This window comes from Rhodovulum euryhalinum (genome assembly GCF_004342445.1).
Classification (GTDB): domain Bacteria; phylum Pseudomonadota; class Alphaproteobacteria; order Rhodobacterales; family Rhodobacteraceae; genus Rhodovulum; species Rhodovulum euryhalinum.
Genome location: NZ_SLWW01000001.1, coordinates 64,835 through 86,711, shown reverse-complemented (window position 1 = coordinate 86,711; position 21,877 = coordinate 64,835). Strand labels below are relative to the sequence as shown.

Sequence of the window (21,877 nt, the reverse complement as noted above, 5' to 3'; positions counted from 1 at the left end):
GCGCGGTCCTATGCCCGTTTCATCTTGACGACGTTTGCCTGCGAATGATTCGAATAGGTCGCCCAGTCCGGGCTGTACGCGTCGGCCTGGTTGCCCCAGACCGTCCAGCCGTCCCGGGGCCCGCGCGCGAAAATCTCGAGCCGGGGGCCCCAGCTGCATCTTTCGATGATCTCGTACTGTTCGTCCGGCTTGCGGCTGTGTTCGCGTTTCTGGGACGAGATGATGTTTTCCTGCGATCGGCCGGGCGAGAGCGTCCGCACATCCTTGCCGCGCACGCCGAACAGCAGGATCTCGGTCACATTGCGGAAGTAGAAGCCGACCCCCCGCCGGTCGGGGCCGCCATCCTTGCGCACCTTGTACCAGACCAGATTGCTCTTGTACTTGAAGCCCCAGTGCTCCATCACCTTCAGCCCCTCGGGCAGAAGCGCGTTCGGCACCCAGAGGTAGAGATGGGCGCGTTCTGCCGCGATGGCCTCGACCGGAAGGTCGCAGATCTCGTCCAGCGTCATGGTGGGATAGCGGCTCAGCCGCTTGTGCTCGGGCGCCATCTTGCCGGTGCGGTTCTGGAACTGCCAGGGCGGGTCGGCCAGAATCGTGCCGAAGCGGGTGCCGCCAAGCGATCTCAGCAGATCGTCCGCCGCCTCTGACATGCCCGCCTCCTAGGCTACATATAGTTTCTTCGTGATACCGAATACCAATAGTGGACAACCGGCCCCGCCGCCACCCTCAATGCGTGGCAACAGCTTTGACATATGTGTCGTCGACGCACCGTAGGAGCCTTTTCGCCCCAGGTCGTTAAAAATGTCCTGAAGCTCGTCGGCGCGGGTGACGATCACGCCCACGCTGATCGCGCGCAGGTCGAACAGCAGGCGGAAGTTGTTCAGATCACGGTCGAAAAACGGATCCTTGTTGTTCCATTCGATCTCGAGCGCGATGCGGTTCTTGACGCAATCGACCTTGTGGGTGGGCGAGTCGAAGGTCTGGCCATCCACGATCATGCCGGTCGCGAATTCCTTCTCGCGCCAGCCGCGCGCGTGCAGGAACCCGTCGATGAAGGCCGCCACCCGCGACTTGCTGCCGCCGCCCACCTCGATCCATTCGCGGCGCAGCCGGAACGCCTCGAGCATGGCGATCATGTCGGCCCATTCCGCGGGGAAGTCATGTTTCAGGATCGCGCTGGCGTGCTTCCATTCGTGGACCTCGTAATGCGCGCGAATGAAATCGCCGACGCGGTCCGAGGCCGTCACGCGAGCTGCCCCCAGAGGTCGTAATCGGCAGCCTCGTCGACCTCGACCGTGAGGATGTCCCCCGGCGCCAACCCCTCGGTGCCCTCGTCGATGAACAGGCAGCCGTCGATCTCGGGCGCGTCGGCCTTCGTCCGGCAGGTGGCGATGCCATCCGCATCCACCTCGTCCACGATCACCTGCAGCCGCTGTCCCACCTTCGCCGCCAGCTTCGCCTCGGAAATGCCCTGGGCCTTTTCCATGAAGCGGTGCCAGCGGTCCTGCTTGACCTCGTCGGGGACGTGGCCGGGCAGGGCGTTCGACCGGGCGCCCGCGACGTTCTCGTACTGGAAGCAGCCCACCCGGTCGAGCTGCGCCTCGTCCAGCCAGTCCAGCAGCGTCTGGAATTCCGCTTCGGTCTCGCCGGGGAAGCCCACGATGAAGGTGGACCGGATCGCGATGTCGGGGCAGATGCCGCGCCAGGCCGCGATCTCGTCCAGCGTCCGGGCGGCCGCGGCAGGGCGGGCCATGCGCTTGAGCGTGTCGGGATGGGCGTGCTGGAATGGGATGTCGAGGTAGGGCAGGATCAGCCCCTCGGCCATCAGCGGGATCAGCTCGCGCACATGCGGGTAGGGATAGACGTAGTGCAGCCGCACCCAGGCCCCGAGCGAGCCCAGATCGCGGGCCAGATCGGTGATATGGGCGCGGTGCCCCTTGTCGGTGGCATGTTTCAGGTCCAGCCCATAGGCCGATGTGTCCTGGCTGATGACCAGCAACTCCCGCACGCCTGCCTCGACCAGCTTTTCCGCTTCCCGGATCACGGCATGCGCCGGGCGTGAGACCAGCCGCCCGCGCATGTCGGGGATGATGCAGAACCGGCAGGCGTGATTGCAGCCCTCGGAGATCTTGAGATAGCTGTAATGCCGCGGCGTCAGCCGGACGCCCGAGGCGGGCAGAAGGTCCACGAACGGGTCGGGATCGGGCGGCACCGCGGCGTGGACGGCATCGAGCACCTGTTCGTACTGGTGCGGTCCGGTGACGGCCAGCACGGTCGGGTGTGCGCCGGTGATGTAACCCGGCTCCGCCCCCAGGCAGCCGGTCACGATCACCCGGCCGTTTTCCTTCAGCGCCTCGCCGATCGCCTCCAGGCTTTCGGCCTTGGCCGAATCGAGGAACCCGCAGGTGTTCACGATCACCGCGTCCGCGCCCGCGTAGTCGGACGAGATTGCATAGCCCTCGGCCCTGAGCCGGGTGAGAATCCGTTCGCTGTCCACCAGCGCCTTGGGACAGCCCAAGGATACCATGCCGATGGTCGGCTGGCCTGGGCGGGGGATGTCCGCGATCCGGGCGCGGGGCGCCAGGTCCGGGCGCAACTGGGGCGGGTTCGTCACCATGGGCCGCATATAGCGGCGCGGATGGCGGCGGGAAAGCGGAACCCGCGCTTGCCCCCGCGTTGCGGTAGCGCCTAGACTCGGGCCAGCTCAACCCGGAGGTGCGCCATGCGCTGGATCATCCGTCTGGTTCTTGCGGTTCTGGTGCTGGCCGGACTGATGGTCGGCGGGGTATTCCTGCTGCCCGCCGACAAGGTTGCCGCTCTGGTGCAGGACCAGGTGCGCGCTGCGACGGGACGCGAACTGACCATGTCGGGGCGGCTGACCCCATCGCTCTGGCCCGAGATCGGGGTCGCGACCGGGCCGGTGACCCTGTCGAACGCCGATTGGTCCGATGCGGGGCCGATGCTGTCGGCCGAGGGGCTGTCGATCGGGATCGACATCAAGGCGCTGATCGGCGGAGACATCGCGATCCGCGAGATCGTCGCCCAATCGCCGCGGATCGTGCTGGAGCGGGCGGCGGATGGGCAGGCGAACTGGGTGTTCGCGGGCGAGGCGCCTGCGCCCGGGGGGGCGGCTGCGGCGGGCAAGGACAGGTCCGCCCGCGCCGTCACGCTGGATCTGGGCCGCATCTCGGACGGCACCGTATCCTATATCGACCACGCCACGGGCACACGGACCGAGCTTGCCGGGCTTGATGCAACGGTTGCACTGCCCGCCCATGACGGCCCCGCCGACCTGAGCCTGTCGGCCACGCTGAACGGGCAGCGTCTGACGGCGGCGGCAAGGGTTGCCCGCTTTGCCGATGCCCTGGGTGGCGGGGTTTCGGGTGTTACGGTCGAGGCGGCGCTTGGCGGCGCGCGGCTTTTGTTCGACGGCCGGGCGGGGCTGTCGCCCCTCGCCGCCGATGGCGCGCTCGACGCCGATCTGTCCGACCTCGCGGGGTTTTTCGCCGCGCTGGGCCAGCCCGCGCCCGACCTGCCTGAGGTCATCGGCCGGCGCCTTGGCGTCGCCGGTAAGGTGACCTATGCGCCCGAGGGGTCGGTTCACCTGCGCGAGGCGACGATTCGGCAGGACGAAAATGTGCTGCGCGGTGCGGCCGACCTGACCTTCGGCGACCGGCCGCGGCTGGCCGGGCAGTTTACTGCCGGGGCGCTGGACCTCTCGGCCCTTACCGCTGGCGGCGGTGACGGGGCCTCGAGGTCCGTGGGCGACAGCGCGGGGGCAGGGGGCTGGTCCACCGCGCCCATCGACGTGTCTGCGCTGGGTGCGCTTGACGCCGAGATCGCGCTTGCGGCCGAGAGCATCGACCTCGGCACGGTGTCGCTCGGGCCCACGCGGGCGGTTGCCACGCTGACCGACCGCCGCCTCGTGGTCGATCTGCACGACGTGCAGGGCTATGGTGGACGGCTCACCGGAAATTTCGTGGTCAACGGCCGCGGCGGCCTGTCGGTGGGCGGCGATCTGGCCGCGTCGGGCGTTGCGATGCAGGCCCTGCTGAGCGCGCTGGCGGACTATGACCGGCTGATCGCCACGGGCGATCTGCGGCTGAAATTCCTGGGTTCGGGCAGGTCCATGGCCGCGATCATGCAAAACCTTTCGGGCTCGGGCTCGGTCAGCTTCGGCAAGGGCGAGTTGCGCGGTCTTGACCTTGTGGGGATGCTGCGGACGCTCGACACCTCCTTCATGGGCGAGGGAGCCAAGACCATTTTCGATGCCATCACGGCAAGTTTTGTCATCGAGGGCGGGGTGCTGCGCAATGACGACTTGGCCCTGCGCGCGCCGCTGCTGACCGCGACCGGCGCGGGCACGGTTGGGGTCGGGACGCGGACGCTCGACTACCGCGTGGTGCCGGCCGCGTTGCCGGGCGGCGACGGCAAGGGAGGGGTTCGGGTGCCGTTGACGATCACCGGCCCCTGGGCAGCCCCCCGATTCCGGCTCGACCTCGAGGCGCTGGCGGACCAGGAACTGAAGGACGAACGCAAGGCGCTCGAAGAGCGGGCGAAGGCGCGCGTCGCCGAGGAACTGGGCGTCCAGGGCGAGGAAGGCGAAAGCCTGGAAGACGCGGCCAAACGCAAGCTCGAGGAGGAGGCGCGCAAGGGGCTGAGAAAGCTCTTCGGCGGGGACTGAACCTCGGGTCGCCCCGCCGCATCGGGCAGGCCCGCGCGCGGCCTACCGCTTGCGGTCGCGCCGTGCGCTCATCGGCTGGAAGGCAACCGACACATGAGCCTCGCAATAGGGCTTGCCCTGCTGCACCGGCAGGCCGCAGAACCAGAAATCATCGGTCGCCGGGTCGCCGATCGGCCATTTGCAGGTCCGTTCGGTCAATTCCATCAACGTCAGGCGCTTTGCCGTCTTCTCGACCTCGCGCACCGAGGCCAGCGTCTCGGGGCTGATCTCGTTGGCCGAGGGCTGCGGCGGCAGCGGCTGGCCCGCGGGCACCACAACCGGCTTGCGCGTGGCGGGCACGGGGGCGGTGGCGGCGACCACCGGCTGGGGCGACGGGGCGGCCGCCGGCCGTTCGGCGGGTTTCTTCTCGGGCGCGGGCGGCTCGGCCCGGACGGCAGGCGCCTCGGGCTTGGCCGACTTTTCCTTGACGGGGGCAGGCTTCACCGGCGCCGCGGCGCCGCCGGCACGGTTCGACAGGCCAAGGCGATGCACCTTGCCGATCACCGCGTTGCGGGTGACGCCGCCAAGTTCCTTGGCGATCTGGCTCGCCGACTGGCCCTCGGCCCACATGCGTTTCAGCGTCTCGACGCGTTCTTCGGTCCAGGACATGGCGTTTCCTTGGGCATTGTCCGGTTCAGGGCGGGGGCGCGCCGGGCGCCCCGGCTGCCCGCCGGTTGGGAGAATTCGATCAAGGCCCTATTCTAATCCGGGGCGCTTCGGGGATACAAGCGCAAGCCGGAGACAGGAGGCAGCTCAGATGGACGCAACAGGTATCCGCAATGGACAGGGGGCTGCCGCGATGGGGGTGCGCCGGTTCGGCCGGGTCAACTGGCTGGGGCTCTACACGCTGACCGCGCGCGAGATCCAGCGGTTCATGGCGGTCTGGACCCAGACACTGGCCGCGCCGCTGGCGACCGCGGCGCTGTTCCTGGGGGTCTTCGCGCTGGCCATCGGGCCCGACCGCGGCGCGGTGATGGGCGTGCCCTTCATCCAGTTCCTTGCGCCGGGCATCCTGATGATGACGGTGATCCAGAACGCGTTCGCGAATACCTCGTCCTCGATCCTGATCTCCAAGGTGCAGGGCAATATCGTCGACACGCTGATGCCGCCCCTGTCCGCGGCCGAGTTGCTGATCGGCTATATGGCGGGTGGCGTGGCGCGGGGGCTGCTGGTGGCGCTGACCATCGGGGCGCTGATGATCCTGGTGCTGGGAATGGGGGTGGCGCATCCGCTTTGGGCGCTGGCCTTCGTGCTGCTCGGTTCGGCCTTCCTGTCGGCGCTGGGGATCGTCGCGGCGGTTTTCGCCAACAAGTTCGACCAGATGGCCGCGATCACGAATTTCATCGTGACGCCGCTGAGTTTCCTGTCGGGCACCTTCTATTCGATCGAGCGGCTGCCGCCCGCGATGCAGACGATCACCCATTTCAATCCGGTCTTCTATCTGATCGACGGGGTGCGCCACGGCATCATCGGCCAATCGGACAGCTCGCCCTGGCAGGGGCTGGCGGTCTGTTCTGCGAGTACCGCCGCGGTGATGGCGCTGTGCTGGTACTGGCTCAGGACGGGCTACCGGATGAAGGCGTGACGCCTTACGCCCGGTGGGCCCCCGCGGCGAGTCCCGCGACATAGGACAGGATCTCGGGCACCGGGCGGCGGTCTTCGACCAGCTTGACGATGGCCGACCCCACCACGGCGCCATCGGCCACGCCCGCGATGGCCTGGGCTGTTTCGGGGGTGCGGATGCCGAAGCCCACGATCACCGGCAACGCGGTCTGCGCCTTGATCCGCGCGACCTCGGGGCCGACATCGGCCGCCTCGGCCGCCGCCGCCCCGGTGATCCCGGTGATCGAGACGTAATAGACGAACCCGCTGGTGTTCTGCAGCACCTTGGGCAGGCGCTTGTCATCGGTCGTCGGCGTGGCCAGCCGGATGAAGTTCAGCCCGGCCGCCTGCGCGGGAATGCACAACTCCTCGTCTTCCTCGGGGGGCAGGTCCACGACGATCAGCCCGTCGATTCCGGCCTCTTGCGCGTCCTTCAGGAACCGCTCTACCCCGCGATTGTAGATCGGGTTGTAGTAGCCCATCATCACGATCGGGGTGGTGTCGTCGCCCTCGCGGAAGGCGCGCGCCATGTCCAGCGTCTTCTGCAGGGTCTGCCCGCCTTCCAGCGCGCGCTGCCCGGCCAGCTGGATCGTCGGGCCGTCCGCCATCGGGTCGGTGAACGGCATGCCCAGTTCGATGATGTCGACGCCGGCACCCGGCAATCCCCTGACGATCTCGAGCGAGGTCGCGTAATCCGGATCGCCCGCCATCACATAGGCGACGAAGGCCTTGCGGTTCTCGGCGCGCAGCGCGGCGAACTTGGCATCGATGCGGGTCATGTCGGTCCTCCCCCGGAGCGTGGCAGATGCGGTTTGCGGCACCGGGCGGGGAAAATCAATGGGCGCTTTGGCCGCCGCGTCGCTTGACGGCGGCCTCCGCCGCCCCCTACATGCGCGCGGACCTCGGCGGGAGAGACGGCAGATGGGCTTCAAGACCGGAATCGTGGGGCTGCCCAATGTGGGCAAGTCGACCCTCTTCAACGCGCTGACCCGCACCGCGGCGGCGCAGGCGGCCAACTTCCCCTTCTGCACGATCGAGCCCAATGTGGGCGAGGTTGCGGTGCCCGATGCGCGGCTCGACAAGCTGGCGGCGATTGCCGGGTCGAAACAGATCATCCCCACGCGGATGACCTTCGTCGACATCGCGGGCCTGGTGAAGGGCGCGTCAAAGGGCGAGGGGCTGGGCAACCAGTTCCTGGCCAACATCCGCGAATGTGACGCCATCGCCCATGTGCTGCGCTGCTTCGAGGATGGCGACGTGACCCATGTCGAGGGAAGGGTGGACCCGGTCGCCGATGCCGAGGTGATCGAGACCGAGTTGATGATCGCCGACATGGAGTCGATCGAGAAGCGGCTTCAGAACCTCGTGCGCAAGGTCAAGGGCGGCGACAAGGAGGCGATCCAGCAGGAGCGCCTGCTGAAGACCGCGCTTGTCGCGCTGGAGGCGGGGCGTCCCGCGCGCTCTGTCGACGTGGCCGAGGACGACCGCAGGGCGTGGGGGATGCTGCAACTGCTGACCGCCAAGCCCGTGCTCTATGTCTGCAACGTCGCCGAGGCCGAGGCCGCGACCGGCAACGCCCATTCCGAGGCAGTGGCGCGGATGGCGGCCGAACAGGGGGCGGCCAGCGTGGTGATCTCGGCCCGGATCGAGGAAGAGATCAGCCAGCTTGACGCCGAGGAGGCACAGATGTTCCTGGCAGAGCTTGGTCTGGCCGAGGCGGGGTTGGATCGGCTGATCAAGGCGGGCTACACGCTGCTTGGCCTTCAGACCTATTTCACGGTCGGCCCCAAGGAGGCGCGGGCCTGGACGATTCCCAAGGCCACGCCTGCGCCCAGGGCCGCGGGCGTCATCCACGGCGATTTCGAGCGCGGCTTCATCCGTGCCGAGACCATCGCCTTTGACGACTACGTGGCCTTCGGTGGCGAGCAGGGGGCCAAGGATGCCGGCAAGATGCGGTCCGAGGGCAAGGGCTATGTCGTCCAGGACGGCGACGTGATGCATTTCCTGTTCAACACGTGATCCGTTACGACGGGCGCTTTTCCACAATCAGGGACTGAAGGGATTCATCGCGGCAGCCCGGCGTGATCGCTGGGCTACCTGATCGAACTCGGACGACTCCGAGGGTCGGCATTCCTGCACCATGCGCTGAAACACAATCAAACGCGTGTCATTGAAGTGCGTGCAGTCGCCAGAAGTCAGGCGAATTCAGCGAAGAGTGAAATATGGCTGGGGAGGCAGGATTCGAACCTGCAACCTGCGGTACCAAAAACCGTTGCGCTACCGTTGCGCCACTCCCCAATGCTGGGCGGCTAGATACGCCGGTCGCGCGGGCGCCGCAAGCCCCCATTCTGCAAAAAATGCATGGGGTTGTCTGCCCGGGGTGCTGGTCAAATCCGCAGGGGATGTGCCTTGGCCAGCTGGTCGAAGGCCATAAGCGTGTCGACCAGTGTGGGCATCTCGGCGAGCGGGATCATGTTGGGTCCGTCCGAGGGCGCGCGGTCGGGATCTTCGTGGGTCTCGATGAAAACCGCGGCGACGCCCAGCGCCACTGCCGCCCGCGCCATCACCGGGGCGAATTCACGCTGGCCGCCAGACGCCCCGCCAAGACCGCCGGGCTGTTGCACCGAATGGGTCGCATCCATCACCACCGGATATCCGGTGCGCGCCATGATCGGCAGCGCGCGCATGTCTGCAACCAGCGTATTGTAGCCAAAGGAGGTGCCGCGTTCGGTCAGCAGGATGCGCCGGTTGCCTGTCGATTCGATCTTGGCAACCACGTTCGCCATGTCCCAGGGGGCGAGGAATTGGCCCTTCTTGACATTGACCGCAGCGCCGGTCTCGCCCGCGGCAAGCAGCAGGTCGGTTTGGCGGCACAGGAACGCCGGGATCTGCAGGATGTCCACCGCCTCGGCGGCGGGTGCGCATTGCGCGGGGGCATGCACGTCGGTCAGGACCGGCACGCCCAGGGTTTCGCGCAGTTCGGCGAGGATCGCGAGCCCCGCCGCCATGCCGACCCCCCGTCTGCCCGAAAGCGACGTGCGGTTCGCCTTGTCGAAGCTTGCCTTGAACACAAATCCTGCCCCGGCCGCCGCGCAGGCGGCTTGCATCGCGTGCCCGATCATCAGTGCGTGGTCGAGGCTTTCCAGTTGGCAGGGGCCAGCAATGACGGTCAGAGGGCAGTCGTTGCCGACGGTCAGCCCGCCGATGGTGACGTTGTTCATGTCAGGCAGATACCTGTTCGCGAAGGATGGACACGGTAAGCGAGATCATCAGGTAGATACCCCCGAAGATCAGGAACGCAAGGGCCGTGTTCTCGAAGGCGCGCGGATATGTGGCCTCGTCGGGCGCCACGGGGCTGACCCCGAGCGACAGGTAGCGCACCTGTCGGTTGGCCTCGATCCGCGCGGTTTCCATCTGCTGGAGCGCCTGTTGCAGCAAGAGCTGGCGGTTCGCGAGATCGGCCTCGGCGATCCTGAGTTCTGCGGAAACGCGGGCAAGCGAGTCGCCCCGCCGGCCGCTTTCGGTCATCGATGAGCGCAGGTCCGTCACGAGGTCCTCGAGCCGCCTGATATCGCCCTCGACCCCGTCGACGCGGGCCTGGCTGGGACGTGGGTTGTCCAGCAACTGCTGAAGGGCCAGCCGCTTCTCGCGGAGCTGGATCTCGAACGTGGCGATCTGGCTCATCAGCGCGCTGGTCTCGCTGGCCGGATCGAGCACCCCCAGCTTCTCCTGCAGGTCGAGTACCTTCTGCTGCGCCTCGGCGACCCGCGCCTCGGCGGTGTCATAACTTTCACGGGCGCCGGCCATCTGGTCGCCGCGCAGGCGCTGTGTCAGCCCGTCCACCCGCTCTTCGGCATAAGAGATCAGCGCTTCGGAAAAGGCGGCGCTGGTGTCTGGATCGGCGGCGATCACCTCCATCTTGAGGATGCCCTCGGTCGAATCGTAGCCGATCTTGACGGTCTTCTGATAGAGCTTGTAGGCGGATTCGTTGCTGGCCTCCGGCGGCAGACGCCGGACCAGATCGATGAAATCCTGGCTGAAATGGCTGCGGAAACCGAGATCTTCGTTGAGGCGGAGCATCGCGTCGCGGGATTGCAGATAGCTTTGCACCGCGATGGAATCCTGCTGCATCGCAAGGCCGGTGCCCTGGAACAGACTGCCAAGGCCGCCACCGCTCTGGGCATCTGCCTGCTGGATCACGAATTCCGACTTGGTCGCGAACATCGGGGTCGCGATCACGAAATAGTAATAGCCCGCGATCGCCGTCGGCAGCAGCACAAACGCCGCAAGCCGCGCCATCATCAGGGCGAAGGCGCGGCGGCGGCGCCTGGCGATGTCGATCTGGATTTCGCGGACCTCGCGCATCCGGCTTTCGCCCCGCGGGGGGGGGGCGGTGCCGGCGGGAACGCCATTCCCGGCCCTCGCCGAGGGTAGGTTGCGCGTGGTTTCCGGCATGGTTCGCGGAGGCTGAACCTGGCCTGCGCCACCCTCGCCGGCACTGGCCTCGCTGCGTACCAGTTCCAGCATGTTTGCGCGCTGAAACGGGTCGATGCCCTGGCGCCGCAGCAGGCGCACCGCGTCGAAATCCGAGGCGGGGACCAGCCCGTGCTTTTGCGCGACGCGCCGCGCCATGCGCAACTGTCGCCCGGTCAGGCCCTCGCGCCGGATCGCGTCGATTTCCTGATCGGGGCTGAGCGGACCGGTTGCCGGTGTGGCAAGGCCTGCCGGGGCTTGTCCCCTGGCGTCGGGCAGGTGGGGCTGGCCTTGGGGCGCGATTGGGCGGGCGGTCGGAAAGGGCGCATCTCCGAACCCATCCTCGACGGGCGCACCGGCCCGCGCACCGGGATCTCCGGCACGCAGGCCCGGTGTTTCGCTCCGCCGTATGCGGAACCTCTTAGCCTTGGGTTTCGTAGTCATAAAGTACCTTGGCCTCGTCCAGGCTGTCGAACAGATGAAGTTGCCCGTGATGCAGCACCGCCGCCGAGCGGCAGAATTTCTCGAGCGTTGCCGGCTGGTGCGAGACGATCACGACGGTCGTGCTTTCCAGCCGTTCCCGCAGGATCGCCCCGGCCTTGCGGTTGAACTCTACATCGGTGGTCGAGGGCATGCCCTCGTCGATCAGGTAGATGTCGAAATCGAGTGCCAGCATCAGCGAAAAGGTGAAACGCGCCCGCATGCCCTGGCTGTAGGTGCCCAGCGGCATGTCGTAATACTCGCCTATCCCGCAAAGCCAGCGCGAGAATGCCTCGACATAGTCGGGGTCAAGCCCGTAGAGCCGGGCGATGTAGCGGGCGTTCTCTGTGCCGGTATGCCGGTTGACGACACCGCCCATGAAGCCCAGCGGGAACGAGATGCGGCATAGCCGGTTTATGCGGCCCTCATCAGGCTTTTCGAGCCCCGCCATCATGTTGATCAGCGTGGTCTTGCCGGTGCCGTTCGGCGCGAGGATGCCCAGCGAGTTTCCGACCTCGACGCGGAAGGACACGCGGTCAAGGATCACCTTGCGCTGCTTGCCAGTCCAGAAGCTTTTGCTGACCTCGATGAACTCCAGCATCCGTCGTTCGTGCCCCTCGGCCCGAAGCCCGGACTTTCCCGGGCGTTTGTTTCCGTTTCGTAACCTAACGGGCCTTTGCGGCCATATTATGTCCCATGCTACGAAGGCGCTACGCGAAAGCGTTTCGTGTTCTGAAACCGCGCCGTGTAGTCTGCCCGCTTGGCGCCATTTCCATTACCGGAGCGTTAGTGCTCAGGCGGTCTGTCGCCGTATGCGGACGACGCGTCCGGCAAGGATTGCCACGAAAGACGCGCCAAGGCTGAGCAGTGCACCCATCTTGGCCGCGGCCTGAACGTCGATGCCGTCCAGCGTCTGCCCGCCGTTGAACGCGACCGAGGCCACGAAAAGCGAGACGGTGAACCCGGTGCCGGCGACACACCCGATAACGAACAGATCGCCGAGCCCCATGCCGCGCGGAAGCCCCAGGCCCATGGGACGCGCGGCGATCCAGCCGAACAGGAACACCCCCGTCGGCTTGCCGATGACAAGTGCCGCCAGCACCAGCCAGGTGGGCGCGCCGATCGACGAGAATTCGACTCCCGCGTTGCAGAGGCCGAACAGGAACAGGACGATCTCGACCGGCACTTTCAGCAGGTGCTCGGCATGGTTCAACAGGTCCTTCAGATAGCGTTCGGCCTCGGCGAAGATGCCGAAGGCGCGATCGGCATGCGGGATCGCCGGGATCACTGGCAAGAGCCCAAGTGCCGGGTGCAGCCCCGCCTGCTGAAAGCCGAACCAGCTTGCCGCGCCCGCGGCGGCATAGGGCCAAAGGCCGAGATTGCGCCGTACCCAGGTCGATCTGGGGCGCACCTGATTGCCCCGGTCGAGGATGCGGGGCAGCCAGTTGAACAGACCGAAGGTCGCGCCCGCCGCCCCGACGGACAACAGAAGCCATGCCGGGTTGACGGTTCCGGAGGGATAGAAGAGCGCCAGGATCAGCAGACCGCCCGCGTCGTCGGCGATCGCCAGCAACAGAAGGAACCGAACCGCCGGGTGTCCCGCCCCGAAGACGATCCGCCCCACGACGTAGGAAAACGCTATGTCGGTCGCGGTCGGGATCGCCCAGCCATTGGCGACCGCGTCGTAGATGTCCGATCCCAGCAGCGTTGCGAGGCCCAGATAGACCGCCACGGGCCCCAGCATGCCCCCGGCGGTCGCAATCAGCGGCGTCGCGGCCCGCCTGCCCCTGAGCGCGCCATTCCTGAGAATGATCGCTTCCCATACCTCCTTGGCGGCAATGGCGAAGAAGAACGCCATGAGAACGTCGTTTACCAGGAAATGAAGGGTCAACGTCCGGTGGATCACGCCGTCCACCTCGTGCGCATGGCCGACCGGCGCGTCGTCCAGCAGGACGAACTCGACGAAATCGTGGTAGGAGGCGGCGTCCAGATTGACCCAGACCAGCGCGGCAATGGCGCCGCCGATCAACAGGATCGAGTAGGTCGTCACGTAGTCCCAGACGCGGTACATCCTCGGTTGTCCTTCCGCCGGGAGTCGTTAACCGCTGGTTAATGGAACCGGGCAGTCGGGGCAACCGCGCGCGGGGGCGGGCTCAGGCGATGGTGTCCCATGCCAGGCCCGCCAGTATCGCGCCGATCGTGGCGAAGCCGACATAGGCCGCGAAGACCCGGGGCCGGACCAGCGCCCAGACGGCAATCGCGGCGGGAATGCAGCTTACGCCGCCGGCGATCACGAAGGCCATGGCGGCCCCGTCGCTCATCCCCTGGCGCAGCAGGCTGTCGACCAGCGGCACCGCGGCATAGCCGTTCAGGTAGGCCGGCCCGCCCACCAGCGTGCCCATCAGGATCGGTTTCAGCCCATCGCCGCCCAGCACCGCCGCGACCGCCTGGGCCGGCACGTATTCCAGCATCAGCGCCTCGATCATGTAGGCAAGCAGAAGCCATTTCCCAAGGAAGAGGGCGTTTTCCATGGCGGCCTCGGCGAAGGTCGCGCGCCGTGGCGCTTCGGTCCAGAACCGCCAGACCGGCCTACCCGAGAACGCGGGCCGGGTGCCGCAACCACAGCCGCCGGCACCGCACGCGCCCTTTCGCGGCCGCAGCGGGTCGACGAAGATCGGGCTCTTGGCCAGCGCCAGCGTCAGCGCGCCGCCCATCAGCCCGATCGAGACCGCCGCCACCGTCTTGGCCACCGCGAACCCGGTGCCCAGCGTCCCCGCCGTGATCAGGAACATCGCCGGGTCCATCAGCGGCGAGGCCAGCCAGAAGGCCATCACCGCCGAAAGCGGTGCGCCGACGGCCAGCAGCGCGGCGATGAACGGGATCACCTCGCACGAGCAGAAAGGGGCAAGCCCGCCCAGCAGGGCGGCCAGAACGATCATCCGCGCCGTGCGCCCCTCGAAGGCGCGGGCAAGCAGCGTCTCGGCCCCGCTGGCCTTGAGATAGGCCACGGCGACCACCGCGAAGACGATGAAGGGCGCGGTATGCGCCAGCGCCGCCAGAGCGAAGCGCACCGTTGGCCAGGCCTGCGCCGGATCCACGACCGCCACAAGGGGCGGGATCAGCAGGATCGCGATCCACGCCTTGTCCGACCGCCGCCACAGCCCGGGCAGCCCGCCCGGGGATCCGGTAATGTCAGCCATGGTGTCCCTCCTCGTGCGGGTGAACGGCATCGGCGCAGCATTCCGACAGCAGGAATTCCGACAGCGATCGCATCTCGGGATAGGATGCGGCCGCGCAGATGATCGACCTGCCCTGCCGGGTCTGGCGCACGAGTCCGGCCTGGGCCAGGATCTTCATGTGGTGGGTCAGCGTCGAGCCGGTGATCCCCGACCGCGCCCCAAGCTCGCCGATCGGCAGCCCTTCGGGGCCCGCCCGGACCAAAGTCCGCAGGACCGAGATCCGCTGCTCCGATCCCAGCGCAGCAAAGGCCGAGGCCATGCGGGCAAGGGTGATGTCATCCTGTGGAATCTCGTTCATATTTGTATTTTACTAGAAATATCGAAATGATAACAAGCCTGAATTGAACCCCGGTCCGAACCGGCCTAGATCGGGGAAATGAGTGCCTCCGCAAATCGCCTCAGGGACGAGATCGCCGCCTGCCGCCTCTGCGCGGATCGTTTCGCGGCGACAAAGACCGCGCATGCGCCGCGGCCGGTCCCGTGGTTCGCGGGCGGGGCGCGCATCCTCGTCTGCGGCCAGGCGCCGGGGATGCGGGTCCACAAGGCGGGGCGGCCGTTCTTCGATCCTTCGGGGGACCGCCTGCGCGACTGGATGGGGATCGACGCGGACCGCTTCTACGACCTGTCCCGCGTGGCCGTCCTGCCGATGGCTTTCTGTTTCCCGGGCTATGACGCTCGGGGGGCTGACCTGCCGCCGCCCCGGCTTTGCGCCGAGGTATGGCATGGCCGGGTGATGGCCGCGCTGGGCGAGGTGCCGCTGACGCTGCTGATCGGGGGCTATGCCCAGGCCTGGCATCTGGGGCCTGCGGCACGCGGTGGCGTCACCGCGACGGTGGCGGGGTGGCGGACCCACGCGCCCCGGGTCTTCCCGCTGCCTCACCCGTCCTGGCGCAACTCCGCCTGGCTCAAACGCAACCCCTGGTTCGACGACGAACTCCTGCCCGCGCTGCGCGCCCGGGTGCAAGAGGTACTCCCATGACCGACCCGACTCCCCTCGACCTCGCCCATCGCGCCTTGGCGGCCGCCCCGGATGACCCCGCCCCGCGTCTGCGCTGGTACGGCGCGCTGGCGGCGGCGGAACTGGTTGTGCTGCTCGAGCGCGAGGCGGAAGAAGGCCGCCTTGCCCCCCGTGTCTTCGCGCTCGACGAGGGGCCCGTCGTCCTGGCCTTCGACCGCGAGTCGCGGCTCACCGACTTCACCGGGGCCCCGGCGCCCTATGCCGCTCTGCCGGGCCGGGCGCTTGCCGGGATGCTGGCCGGGCAGGGGCTTGGACTTGGGGTCAATCTCGGCACCGAGGCTGCGGAACTCCTGCCCGCCTCGGCGGTTGTCTGGTGGGCCGAGGCGCTTGCTCCGGCGCCCGAGGCGCAGAACCTGCGGGCCGAGGCGGTGACGCCGCCGCCGGGGCTTTCCGAACCGCTTCTCGCCGCTCTTGATTCGCGGCTTGCCGGGGTGGCGGGGCTGGCGTCCGGCGCCTGGCTCGGGGGGCTTTGCCATGCGGATGGCGGCCGGGGGCTCCTGCTTGCCTTCGTCGATGCACGGCCCGGCGCCGAGCCCGTGCTTGCCCGCGCGATCGGCGAGGCGGTCCGGTTCTGCGGGTTGGCCGAGGCGGCCCTCGATGTCGGCTTCGTCAGGGCGGATGACCCGGTTGCCGCGCGCCTTGCCCGCATCGGGCTCCGGATCGAGTTGCCCGCCCCCGAGCCTGCCCGGCCGGTACCGCTGGCCGACCCAGACGCCCCCCCGCGGCTCCGCTGAGCCTTCTTCTTGGTCCAAATACTCCCCCGCCGGAGGCGCGCGCGGCCAACGGCCGCGCGCCCGGCCCAACGCCGGACAAGCGGGGCGTCAGCCCCGCGCGGGCCGGGGGCGGGAGCGCCCCCTCAATACCCCCGCGCTCGGTCCACGAGGAAAAGGAACGGCGCGCCGGACTCGCCCCGGCGGATGTTCTCGGCGATCACCCGCGCGGCGCTTTCGGGCCTGGTTTCGGCCGCGATATGGGGGGTGATCGTCACGTTCGGATGCGCCCAGAACGGGTGACCGGCGGGCAGGGGTTCGATGCGGAACACATCCAGCGTCGCATGCGCCAGCCGCCCCCCGTCCAGCGCGCCCAGCAGCGCGACATCGTCCACCAGCGCCCCGCGGCCCGGGTTCAGCAGGACCGCGCCTTCGGGCAGCCAGGATAGCCGTTCGACGTTCATCAGGGCCTCGGTCTCGGCGGTCAGCGGCAACAAGAGCACGACGATCTCGGCGCGCTCCAGCACAAGGCGCAGGCCCTCGGGGCCGTGGTGGCAGGCTACCCCTTCGATCGTGCGTGGCGTCCGGCTCCAGCCCAGCGTCTGGAACCGCAGCGCGGAGAGTGCCTGCGCGCAGGACCGCCCCAGCGCGCCGAGCCCCAGCACCGCCACCTGCCGGTCGCGCGCAAGCGGTGGCACCACGGGATCCCAGGCGGGCTCGCGGCGCAGAACATGCCGGTCGATCCCCAGGTGATGGCGCAGCACATGCCCGGTCACCCATTCGACCATGCCTTCCTCGAGACCGGGATCGACCATCCGGCACAAGGGCTGAGTCAGCGTCCGGTTGGTCACGATCCGCTCGACCCCCGCCCAGAGGCTGAGCACCGCGCGGCACCGGCTGAAGGGCGTGAAATCCGACAGGCGGTCATTCGGGGCATAGACGATGTAATCCACCGTCCCGGGCGCATCCGTTTCGGTGACGATCCGCGCCTTGATCCCGGCCTGGTCCAGTGCCTGCGCCAATGGCGCCTGATATTTCGGCCAGAGCCCGGCCCGGGCCGAGAACAGCAAGGTCAGCATATCAGCGCCCCCGCGGCCGATGGATATGGGCGCTCTGCACCAGCCCGAAGGCCGCCATCAGCACCAGCATCGCCGAACCGCCATAGGACACAAGCGGCAGCGGTACGCCCACCACCGGGGCGAGGCCCATCACCATCGACATGTTGACCGCAAAGAACAGGAAGAAGGTCGCGGCGATCCCCAGCGTCAGCAGCGACGAGAACCGGTCCTTGTTCTTCAGGGCCGAACTCACGCAGAACAGGATGATCAGGATGTAAAGTGCCAGCAGCGAAAAGCCGCCGAGAAAGCCGAACTCCTCGGCAAGCGTTGTAAAGATGAAGTCGGTATGCTTCTCGGGCAGGAAGTTCAGCCGCGACTGCGTGCCCTGCATGAAGCCGCGCCCCGACCAGCCGCCCGAGCCCAGCGCGATCTTCGACTGGGTGATGTGATAGCCCGCCCCCAGCGGGTCGGATTCCGGGTCGAGGAACGTGTCGATCCGGCGGTACTGGTAGTCCCGCAGCAACTGCCAGCCCGTCCCGCGGCCGAGAAAGACCGCGCTCACGAGACCCGCGCCCATCGCGATCACGACGGCGAAGTACAGCCAGTGGACGCCCGCGAGGAACATCATGATCCCGCCGCCCGCGATCAGCAGGAGTGCCGTGCCAAGATCGGGCTGCGCCAGCACCAGGAAGGTCGGGGTCAGGATCAGCAGGACCGGCATCAGCACGAAGAGCGGGCGTGAAACCTTGTTGATGTCGAGCCAGTCGTAATAGGCCGCCAGCATCATAACGAGCGTGATCTTCATCAGTTCCGATGGCTGCAGCCGCATGAAGCCGAGATCGATCCAGCGCTGGGCGCCCATGCCGACCTCGCCGAAGAATTCGACCGCCAGCAGCAGCAGGACCGAAATCGCATAGGCCAGCGCCGCGATATTGCGCCAGAACCAGATCGGCACGAAGGCGACGAGAAACATCGCCGCCATCCCCAGGGCGAACCGCTTGATCTGCGGCTCGGCCCAGCGGTCGAGCGTGCCGCCTGCGACCGAGTAGAGCATCAGGAACCCGACCGCGGCCACCGCGCAAAGCAAGAGCACCAGCGCCCAATTGACATAGAGTACCTTGGACAGGCCCGTGGGTACCCGCTTGACGGTATATTCAAGATAGCTCACGCGCGGCTCCGTCCGCTCGAAGGCGCGCTGCCCGGGTCGCGCAGCGGCAGGTTGCGCAATTTCTCGTCGACCTGCCAACGCTGCCGCTCGGGATAGGCGGACAGGGGCGGCACCTCGCCGTAAAGTGCCCTGAGCGTGATGTCGCGCGCGATGGGGGCGGCCGCGGTCGACCCGCCGCCGCCATGTTCGACCACCACCGCGACGGCGATCCGCGGCGCCTCGGCCGGGGCGAAGGCGACGAACAGCGCGTGGTCGCGCCGTTCCCAGGGCAGGTCCTCGTTGCGGAACACGCCTGCGGCGCGCTCGGCGGCGGTGATGTTGCGCACCTGACTGGTGCCGGTCTTGCCGGCCATCGCCATCTCGGCGGCAACCACGCGGCTGTTGAACGCCGTGCCGCGGCGGGTGTTTACCACCGCGTCCATCGCCTGGCGGATGCGGGCAAGGTTGGCCGGATTTATGTCGAGCGGTTCGCCCGGGCGGGCGGGCTGCTCGACCCCGTCGATGGATTTCACCAGCCGCGGTTCGATCGCCCGGCCGGTGGCGATCCGCGCGCTCATCACCGCCATTTGCAGCGGTGTGGCCAGCACGTAGCCCTGGCCGATCGCGGCGTTCAGCGTGTCGCCGATCCGCCATTCCTCGCCGTAGCGCGCCCGTTTCCACGCGCGGTCGGGCACCAGCCCCGCGCCGACCGCCGACAGCGGCAAGTCCTGCGCCTCGCCCAGGCCCAGCTTGCGCGCCATCGCTGCGATCTTGTCGATCCCGATGCGCTGGCCGATGTCGTAGTAGTAGACGTCGCAGGATTGCTGGAGGCTTTCCATCAGGTTCACGTGACCATGACCACCACGTTTCCAGCAATGGAACCGGCGGGTGCCGAGCTTGAGGAAGCCCGGGCACCAGACCGTTTCGTCCGCCGTTATCGCCCCGTCCTCGAGCGCGGCGAGCGCGGTGATCATCTTGAAGGTCGATCCCGGCGGATAGGCGCCCTGCACGGACTTGTTCGACAGCGGCCGGTAGGGGGTCTCGGTCAGGGCCCGGTAATCGGCCACCGAGATGCCGCGGACGAACAGGTTCGGATCGAAGCTCGGCGACGAAACGATCGCCAGCAGATCGCCCTGTTCGAGGTCCATCACGACGGCCGCCGCGCTTTCCTCACCCATCCGCGCCTGTATGAAGTTCTGCAGCCCCGCATCCACGGTCAGTTGCAGGTCGGCCCCGGGCTCGCCTTCGATCCGGTCGATCTCGCGGATCACCCGTCCGGCGGCGTTCACCTCGATCCGCCGCGTGCCCGCCTTGCCGCGCAGCAGTTCCTCGTACTTGGCCTCGACGCCGGTCTTGCCGATCTGGAACCGGGGGATCTGCAACAGCGGATCGGGATCCTCGATCTGCGCAAGGTCATAGTCCGATACCGGCCCGACATAGCCGACCACATGGGCGAAATCGAATCCCAGCGGGTAGTGCCGCGACTGCCCCACCTCGGGGCTTATGCCGGGCAGGACCGGGGCGTTGACGGCGACACGGGCGACGTCCTCCCAGCGCATCCGGTCCGCGATGGTCACGGGCACGAAGGGGCTGTGGCGCTCGATTTCCTTCAGCGCCCTCTCGATCGTGTCCTGGTCGAGCGGCACGAGACGTGTCAGCCGGGCAAGCGCCTCTTCGGGGTCGCCCGCATCCTCGCGCACCACGACGATGCGATAGTTCTGCTCGTTTTCCGAGACGATATGGCCCGCCCGGTCGTAGATCAGGCCGCGCGCCGGGGGGATCAGGCGGATGTTGATCCGGTTCTCCTCGGCGAGCATGCGGAACTCGTCGGCCTGGGTGACCTGCAGATGGCGCATCCGCAGCGCCAGCGCGGTGGCGAACACCGCCTGCGCGCCGCCGAGAACCAGAGCGCGCCGGGTGATCCGGCGGCCGCTTTCCTCGGTATCCCTGGGCGAGCGTTTCATCGGGTCAGTCCCCTCGGGTCCAGATCGCCGGGCGTGACCCGCCGCACCAGGAACAGATAACGCGAGGCCAGCGCCACCAACGGGTAGGCCAGGACGGTCATCACCGCCTGTACGGCCAGAAGGCCGAAACTTGCCTCGGGTACGGAAAAGATCGCAAGCACCGCCCAGTCGGCCAAGAACACGCCCGCGATCGTGCCCGCGGTCAACAGCCATTCCGGACCAAAAGGCGTCTCGACCGATACCTGCTGGCGCGAGCGCAGGAATTCGGCGCCGATCAGGGCAAGCGCCGTGAACAGGCCCGGCGGCCGCATCAACAGCATGTCCAGCATCAGGAACACGCCCGCGATCAGCCAGGGCGGCAGGTAGTCCGGCCGCCGCTGGAGCCAGGCGAAGGTGAGGCAGAGCATCCACTCGGGGCCCGGCAAGAGCCCCGCCCGGGTCTCCAACGGCAGGATCTGGATGAAGACCGCCGCGCCCGCTACCGCGACGAAGATCAGCCGGTAGATCCAGCGGTCGAGCGTCAGCGGATCAACCATCCCCCGCCTCCGTTCCCAGCGCGGCCCCGGGCACCGGGTCGGGACCGATCGGGGCCGGGGCTACCAGCGCGCCGGGGTCGCGGATCACCTCGTTGGCATGGCTTCGGAGCACGCGCAGGAATTCCAGCCGGTCGTACTCGGCAGCCAGCCGCGCCCGCAGCCGCCCGTCACGGCCCATCGCGACATGGCCCACCAAAAGGCCCGCCGGGAATACCCCGCCATCGCCTGATGACACGACCCGGTCGCCGGGCCGGACCTGCGCGGGATCCTCGACGAAATCGAGAGGCGGCGCGGCCGAGTTGTCGCCGGCCAGCACCGCGCGCTGTCCCGAGGGCTGGATCGTGACGGGCACACGGCTGTTGGAATCGGTCAGCAGGATCACCCGCGACGTATTCTGTCCGACCCCCGAGATTCGGCCGACAAGGCCAAGCCCGTCGGTCGTGGCCCAGCCGTCCAGGATGCCGTCCCGCGCACCGACGTTGAGCAGTACCGACTGCCGGAAGGGCGAACCGGAATCGGCCATCACAACGCCGGTAACATAGGTCAGTTTCGGGTCCAGCCGCACCTTGTTCAGGTCGAGCAGCTTGGCGTTTTCCTGCTCGAGTTGCAGGGCGGCTTCCTTCCAGGCCTTCATCTGACGCAATTCGCGGCGCAATTCCTGGTTCTGTTCGGCAAGGCGCGCGTAGGACTGGAAGCCCTCGATCAGTTCGGCCATCCGGGTCACGGGGACAAGTGCCCAGTCAAAGCTGGGAATGACCGTGTCGACGAGGGCAGCGCGAAACCTTTCGACGCGCGGACTGTCGATCCGCCACAGCGCGAACAGCGCCATCAGGAAAAGAATCGTTCCCCCGAAAAGGATGCGCCGGATCGGGCGGGCGTAGTCTAGCTGTGCGTTGCGATCAGCGGCCAAGTCTGCCTCGCTTGCGG

At 67.7% G+C, this 21,877-nt stretch carries 21 protein-coding genes and 1 tRNA gene; 5 read left to right on the top strand and 17 right to left on the bottom strand.

Annotated elements, in window-relative coordinates; all coding sequences use genetic code 11:
- Nucleotides 1–8: 8 nt before the first annotated feature.
- Genes EV655_RS00400 through rimO form a run of 3 tightly spaced genes read right to left on the bottom strand, consistent with a single transcriptional unit; the run spans nucleotide 9 to nucleotide 2,617 of the window.
- Nucleotides 9–650 carry an MT-A70 family methyltransferase gene (locus EV655_RS00400; protein WP_132540113.1) on the bottom strand — a complete coding sequence of 214 codons (642 nt, stop codon included), beginning with the start codon at nucleotides 648–650 and terminating at the stop codon, nucleotides 9–11.
- A 9-nt stretch (nucleotides 651–659) separates the two neighbouring features.
- On the bottom strand, nucleotides 660–1,247 hold the full coding sequence (locus EV655_RS00395; protein WP_132540111.1) for a BglII/BstYI family type II restriction endonuclease: 588 nt from the start codon (nucleotides 1,245–1,247) through the stop codon (nucleotides 660–662).
- Entirely contained in the window at nucleotides 1,244–2,617 is a 1,374-nt protein-coding gene (gene rimO / locus EV655_RS00390) for a 30S ribosomal protein S12 methylthiotransferase RimO (protein ID WP_165905222.1), read from the bottom strand. Before rimO ends, EV655_RS00395 begins: the two co-directional genes overlap by 4 nt.
- A 105-nt stretch (nucleotides 2,618–2,722) precedes the next feature.
- Between rimO and EV655_RS00385 the strand changes: the two genes are divergently transcribed.
- Nucleotides 2,723–4,684: an AsmA family protein gene (locus EV655_RS00385; protein WP_132540107.1), complete on the top strand. Its 1,962-nt coding sequence runs from the start codon at nucleotides 2,723–2,725 to the stop codon at nucleotides 4,682–4,684.
- Nucleotides 4,685–4,726: 42 nt separating this feature from the next.
- Here EV655_RS00385 and EV655_RS00380 read toward each other — a convergent pair whose 3' ends face one another.
- The gene (locus EV655_RS00380) at nucleotides 4,727–5,332 is read right to left on the bottom strand and encodes a GcrA family cell cycle regulator (RefSeq protein WP_132540104.1); all 606 of its coding nucleotides are present in this window, start codon (nucleotides 5,330–5,332) and stop codon (nucleotides 4,727–4,729) included.
- Nucleotides 5,333–5,480: 148 nt separating this feature from the next.
- Between EV655_RS00380 and EV655_RS00375 the strand changes: the two genes are divergently transcribed.
- Nucleotides 5,481–6,308 (top strand): ABC transporter permease, encoded by an 828-nt coding sequence (locus EV655_RS00375; protein ID WP_243644932.1) that lies wholly within the window; start codon nucleotides 5,481–5,483, stop codon nucleotides 6,306–6,308.
- Nucleotides 6,309–6,312: 4 nt separating this feature from the next.
- Here the strand turns inward: EV655_RS00375 and trpA are convergent, their stop codons facing one another.
- On the bottom strand, nucleotides 6,313–7,104 hold the full coding sequence (gene trpA, locus EV655_RS00370; protein WP_132540101.1) for a tryptophan synthase subunit alpha: 792 nt from the start codon (nucleotides 7,102–7,104) through the stop codon (nucleotides 6,313–6,315).
- Between the two features lie 142 nt (nucleotides 7,105–7,246).
- Between trpA and ychF the strand changes: the two genes are divergently transcribed.
- A complete protein-coding gene (gene ychF / locus EV655_RS00365) occupies nucleotides 7,247–8,344 on the top strand; it encodes a redox-regulated ATPase YchF (RefSeq protein WP_132540098.1) in 1,098 nt (365 codons plus the stop codon).
- Between the two features lie 204 nt (nucleotides 8,345–8,548).
- On the opposite strand, the gene EV655_RS00360 is transcribed toward ychF, so the two are convergent.
- The 7 genes from EV655_RS00360 to EV655_RS00330 form a co-directional block, all read right to left on the bottom strand.
- A tRNA-Gln gene (locus tag EV655_RS00360) sits at nucleotides 8,549–8,623 on the bottom strand.
- Between the two features lie 89 nt (nucleotides 8,624–8,712).
- Nucleotides 8,713–9,546 carry a 3-deoxy-8-phosphooctulonate synthase gene (kdsA, locus tag EV655_RS00355; RefSeq protein ID WP_132540095.1) on the bottom strand — a complete coding sequence of 278 codons (834 nt, stop codon included), beginning with the start codon at nucleotides 9,544–9,546 and terminating at the stop codon, nucleotides 8,713–8,715.
- Nucleotide 9,547: 1 nt separating this feature from the next.
- The gene (locus EV655_RS00350; protein ID WP_132540092.1) at nucleotides 9,548–11,242 is read right to left on the bottom strand and encodes a KpsE/RkpR family capsule polysaccharide export protein; all 1,695 of its coding nucleotides are present in this window, start codon (nucleotides 11,240–11,242) and stop codon (nucleotides 9,548–9,550) included.
- Nucleotides 11,220–11,879, bottom strand: a complete 660-nt coding sequence (locus tag EV655_RS00345) for an ABC transporter ATP-binding protein (RefSeq protein WP_132540089.1) — start codon at nucleotides 11,877–11,879, stop codon at nucleotides 11,220–11,222. Before EV655_RS00345 ends, EV655_RS00350 begins: the two co-directional genes overlap by 23 nt.
- 192 nt (nucleotides 11,880–12,071) lie before the next feature.
- Nucleotides 12,072–13,349 (bottom strand): Na+/H+ antiporter NhaA, encoded by a 1,278-nt coding sequence (locus tag EV655_RS00340; protein WP_132540086.1) that lies wholly within the window; start codon nucleotides 13,347–13,349, stop codon nucleotides 12,072–12,074.
- Nucleotides 13,350–13,431: 82 nt separating this feature from the next.
- Entirely contained in the window at nucleotides 13,432–14,478 is a 1,047-nt protein-coding gene (locus EV655_RS00335) for a permease (protein WP_132540083.1), read from the bottom strand.
- Nucleotides 14,471–14,815, bottom strand: a complete 345-nt coding sequence (locus EV655_RS00330; RefSeq protein ID WP_132540080.1) for an ArsR/SmtB family transcription factor — start codon at nucleotides 14,813–14,815, stop codon at nucleotides 14,471–14,473. Before EV655_RS00330 ends, EV655_RS00335 begins: the two co-directional genes overlap by 8 nt.
- 78 nt (nucleotides 14,816–14,893) lie before the next feature.
- Here EV655_RS00330 and EV655_RS00325 point away from each other — a divergent pair, with 78 nt between their 5' ends.
- Nucleotides 14,894–15,496 carry a uracil-DNA glycosylase family protein gene (locus EV655_RS00325; RefSeq protein WP_132540077.1) on the top strand — a complete coding sequence of 201 codons (603 nt, stop codon included), beginning with the start codon at nucleotides 14,894–14,896 and terminating at the stop codon, nucleotides 15,494–15,496.
- Nucleotides 15,493–16,269 carry an SseB family protein gene (locus tag EV655_RS00320; RefSeq protein ID WP_132540074.1) on the top strand — a complete coding sequence of 259 codons (777 nt, stop codon included), beginning with the start codon at nucleotides 15,493–15,495 and terminating at the stop codon, nucleotides 16,267–16,269. The genes EV655_RS00325 and EV655_RS00320 overlap by 4 nt, the downstream gene beginning before the upstream one ends.
- Before the next feature lie 122 nt (nucleotides 16,270–16,391).
- On the opposite strand, the gene EV655_RS00315 is transcribed toward EV655_RS00320, so the two are convergent.
- From EV655_RS00315 to mreC, 5 genes are read right to left on the bottom strand one after another with little or no spacing between them, the layout of a single operon-like run.
- Complete coding sequence (locus EV655_RS00315) at nucleotides 16,392–17,324, bottom strand: 2-hydroxyacid dehydrogenase (protein WP_132540071.1); 933 nt, start codon at nucleotides 17,322–17,324, stop codon at nucleotides 16,392–16,394.
- 1 nt (nucleotide 17,325) lies between these two features.
- The gene (rodA, locus tag EV655_RS00310) at nucleotides 17,326–18,471 is read right to left on the bottom strand and encodes a rod shape-determining protein RodA (RefSeq protein WP_132540068.1); all 1,146 of its coding nucleotides are present in this window, start codon (nucleotides 18,469–18,471) and stop codon (nucleotides 17,326–17,328) included.
- Nucleotides 18,468–20,414 carry a penicillin-binding protein 2 gene (gene mrdA, locus EV655_RS00305; protein ID WP_132540065.1) on the bottom strand — a complete coding sequence of 649 codons (1,947 nt, stop codon included), beginning with the start codon at nucleotides 20,412–20,414 and terminating at the stop codon, nucleotides 18,468–18,470. The genes rodA and mrdA overlap by 4 nt, the downstream gene beginning before the upstream one ends.
- Nucleotides 20,411–20,950 carry a rod shape-determining protein MreD gene (locus EV655_RS00300; protein WP_132540062.1) on the bottom strand — a complete coding sequence of 180 codons (540 nt, stop codon included), beginning with the start codon at nucleotides 20,948–20,950 and terminating at the stop codon, nucleotides 20,411–20,413. The genes mrdA and EV655_RS00300 overlap by 4 nt, the downstream gene beginning before the upstream one ends.
- Nucleotides 20,943–21,860 (bottom strand): rod shape-determining protein MreC, encoded by a 918-nt coding sequence (mreC, locus tag EV655_RS00295; RefSeq protein ID WP_132540059.1) that lies wholly within the window; start codon nucleotides 21,858–21,860, stop codon nucleotides 20,943–20,945. The genes EV655_RS00300 and mreC overlap by 8 nt, the downstream gene beginning before the upstream one ends.
- Nucleotides 21,861–21,877: the final 17 nt, after the last annotated feature.

Bases quoted from the DNA above. Each gene is read 5' to 3' on its own strand.
- trpA (WP_132540101.1), bottom strand. From the start codon at position 7,104: ATGACCCGCATCGATGCCAAGTTCGCCGCGCTGCGCGCCGAGAACCGC.
- EV655_RS00340 (WP_132540086.1), bottom strand. From the start codon at position 13,349: ATGTACCGCGTCTGGGACTACGTGACGACCTACTCGATCCTGTTGATC.
- EV655_RS00335 (WP_132540083.1), bottom strand. From the start codon at position 14,478: ATGGCTGACATTACCGGATCCCCGGGCGGGCTGCCCGGGCTGTGGCGG.
- EV655_RS00315 (WP_132540071.1), bottom strand. From the start codon at position 17,324: ATGCTGACCTTGCTGTTCTCGGCCCGGGCCGGGCTCTGGCCGAAATAT.
- rimO (WP_165905222.1), bottom strand. From the start codon at position 2,617: ATGGTGACGAACCCGCCCCAGTTGCGCCCGGACCTGGCGCCCCGCGCC.
- EV655_RS00345 (WP_132540089.1), bottom strand. From the start codon at position 11,879: ATGCTGGAGTTCATCGAGGTCAGCAAAAGCTTCTGGACTGGCAAGCAG.
- kdsA (WP_132540095.1), bottom strand. From the start codon at position 9,546: ATGAACAACGTCACCATCGGCGGGCTGACCGTCGGCAACGACTGCCCT.
- mrdA (WP_132540065.1), bottom strand. From the start codon at position 20,414: ATGAAACGCTCGCCCAGGGATACCGAGGAAAGCGGCCGCCGGATCACC.
- EV655_RS00325 (WP_132540077.1), top strand. From the start codon at position 14,894: ATGAGTGCCTCCGCAAATCGCCTCAGGGACGAGATCGCCGCCTGCCGC.
- EV655_RS00300 (WP_132540062.1), bottom strand. From the start codon at position 20,950: ATGGTTGATCCGCTGACGCTCGACCGCTGGATCTACCGGCTGATCTTC.
- EV655_RS00400 (WP_132540113.1), bottom strand. From the start codon at position 650: ATGTCAGAGGCGGCGGACGATCTGCTGAGATCGCTTGGCGGCACCCGC.
- EV655_RS00320 (WP_132540074.1), top strand. From the start codon at position 15,493: ATGACCGACCCGACTCCCCTCGACCTCGCCCATCGCGCCTTGGCGGCC.
- EV655_RS00330 (WP_132540080.1), bottom strand. From the start codon at position 14,815: ATGAACGAGATTCCACAGGATGACATCACCCTTGCCCGCATGGCCTCG.
- ychF (WP_132540098.1), top strand. From the start codon at position 7,247: ATGGGCTTCAAGACCGGAATCGTGGGGCTGCCCAATGTGGGCAAGTCG.
- EV655_RS00385 (WP_132540107.1), top strand. From the start codon at position 2,723: ATGCGCTGGATCATCCGTCTGGTTCTTGCGGTTCTGGTGCTGGCCGGA.
- EV655_RS00380 (WP_132540104.1), bottom strand. From the start codon at position 5,332: ATGTCCTGGACCGAAGAACGCGTCGAGACGCTGAAACGCATGTGGGCC.
- EV655_RS00375 (WP_243644932.1), top strand. From the start codon at position 5,481: ATGGACGCAACAGGTATCCGCAATGGACAGGGGGCTGCCGCGATGGGG.
- EV655_RS00350 (WP_132540092.1), bottom strand. From the start codon at position 11,242: ATGACTACGAAACCCAAGGCTAAGAGGTTCCGCATACGGCGGAGCGAA.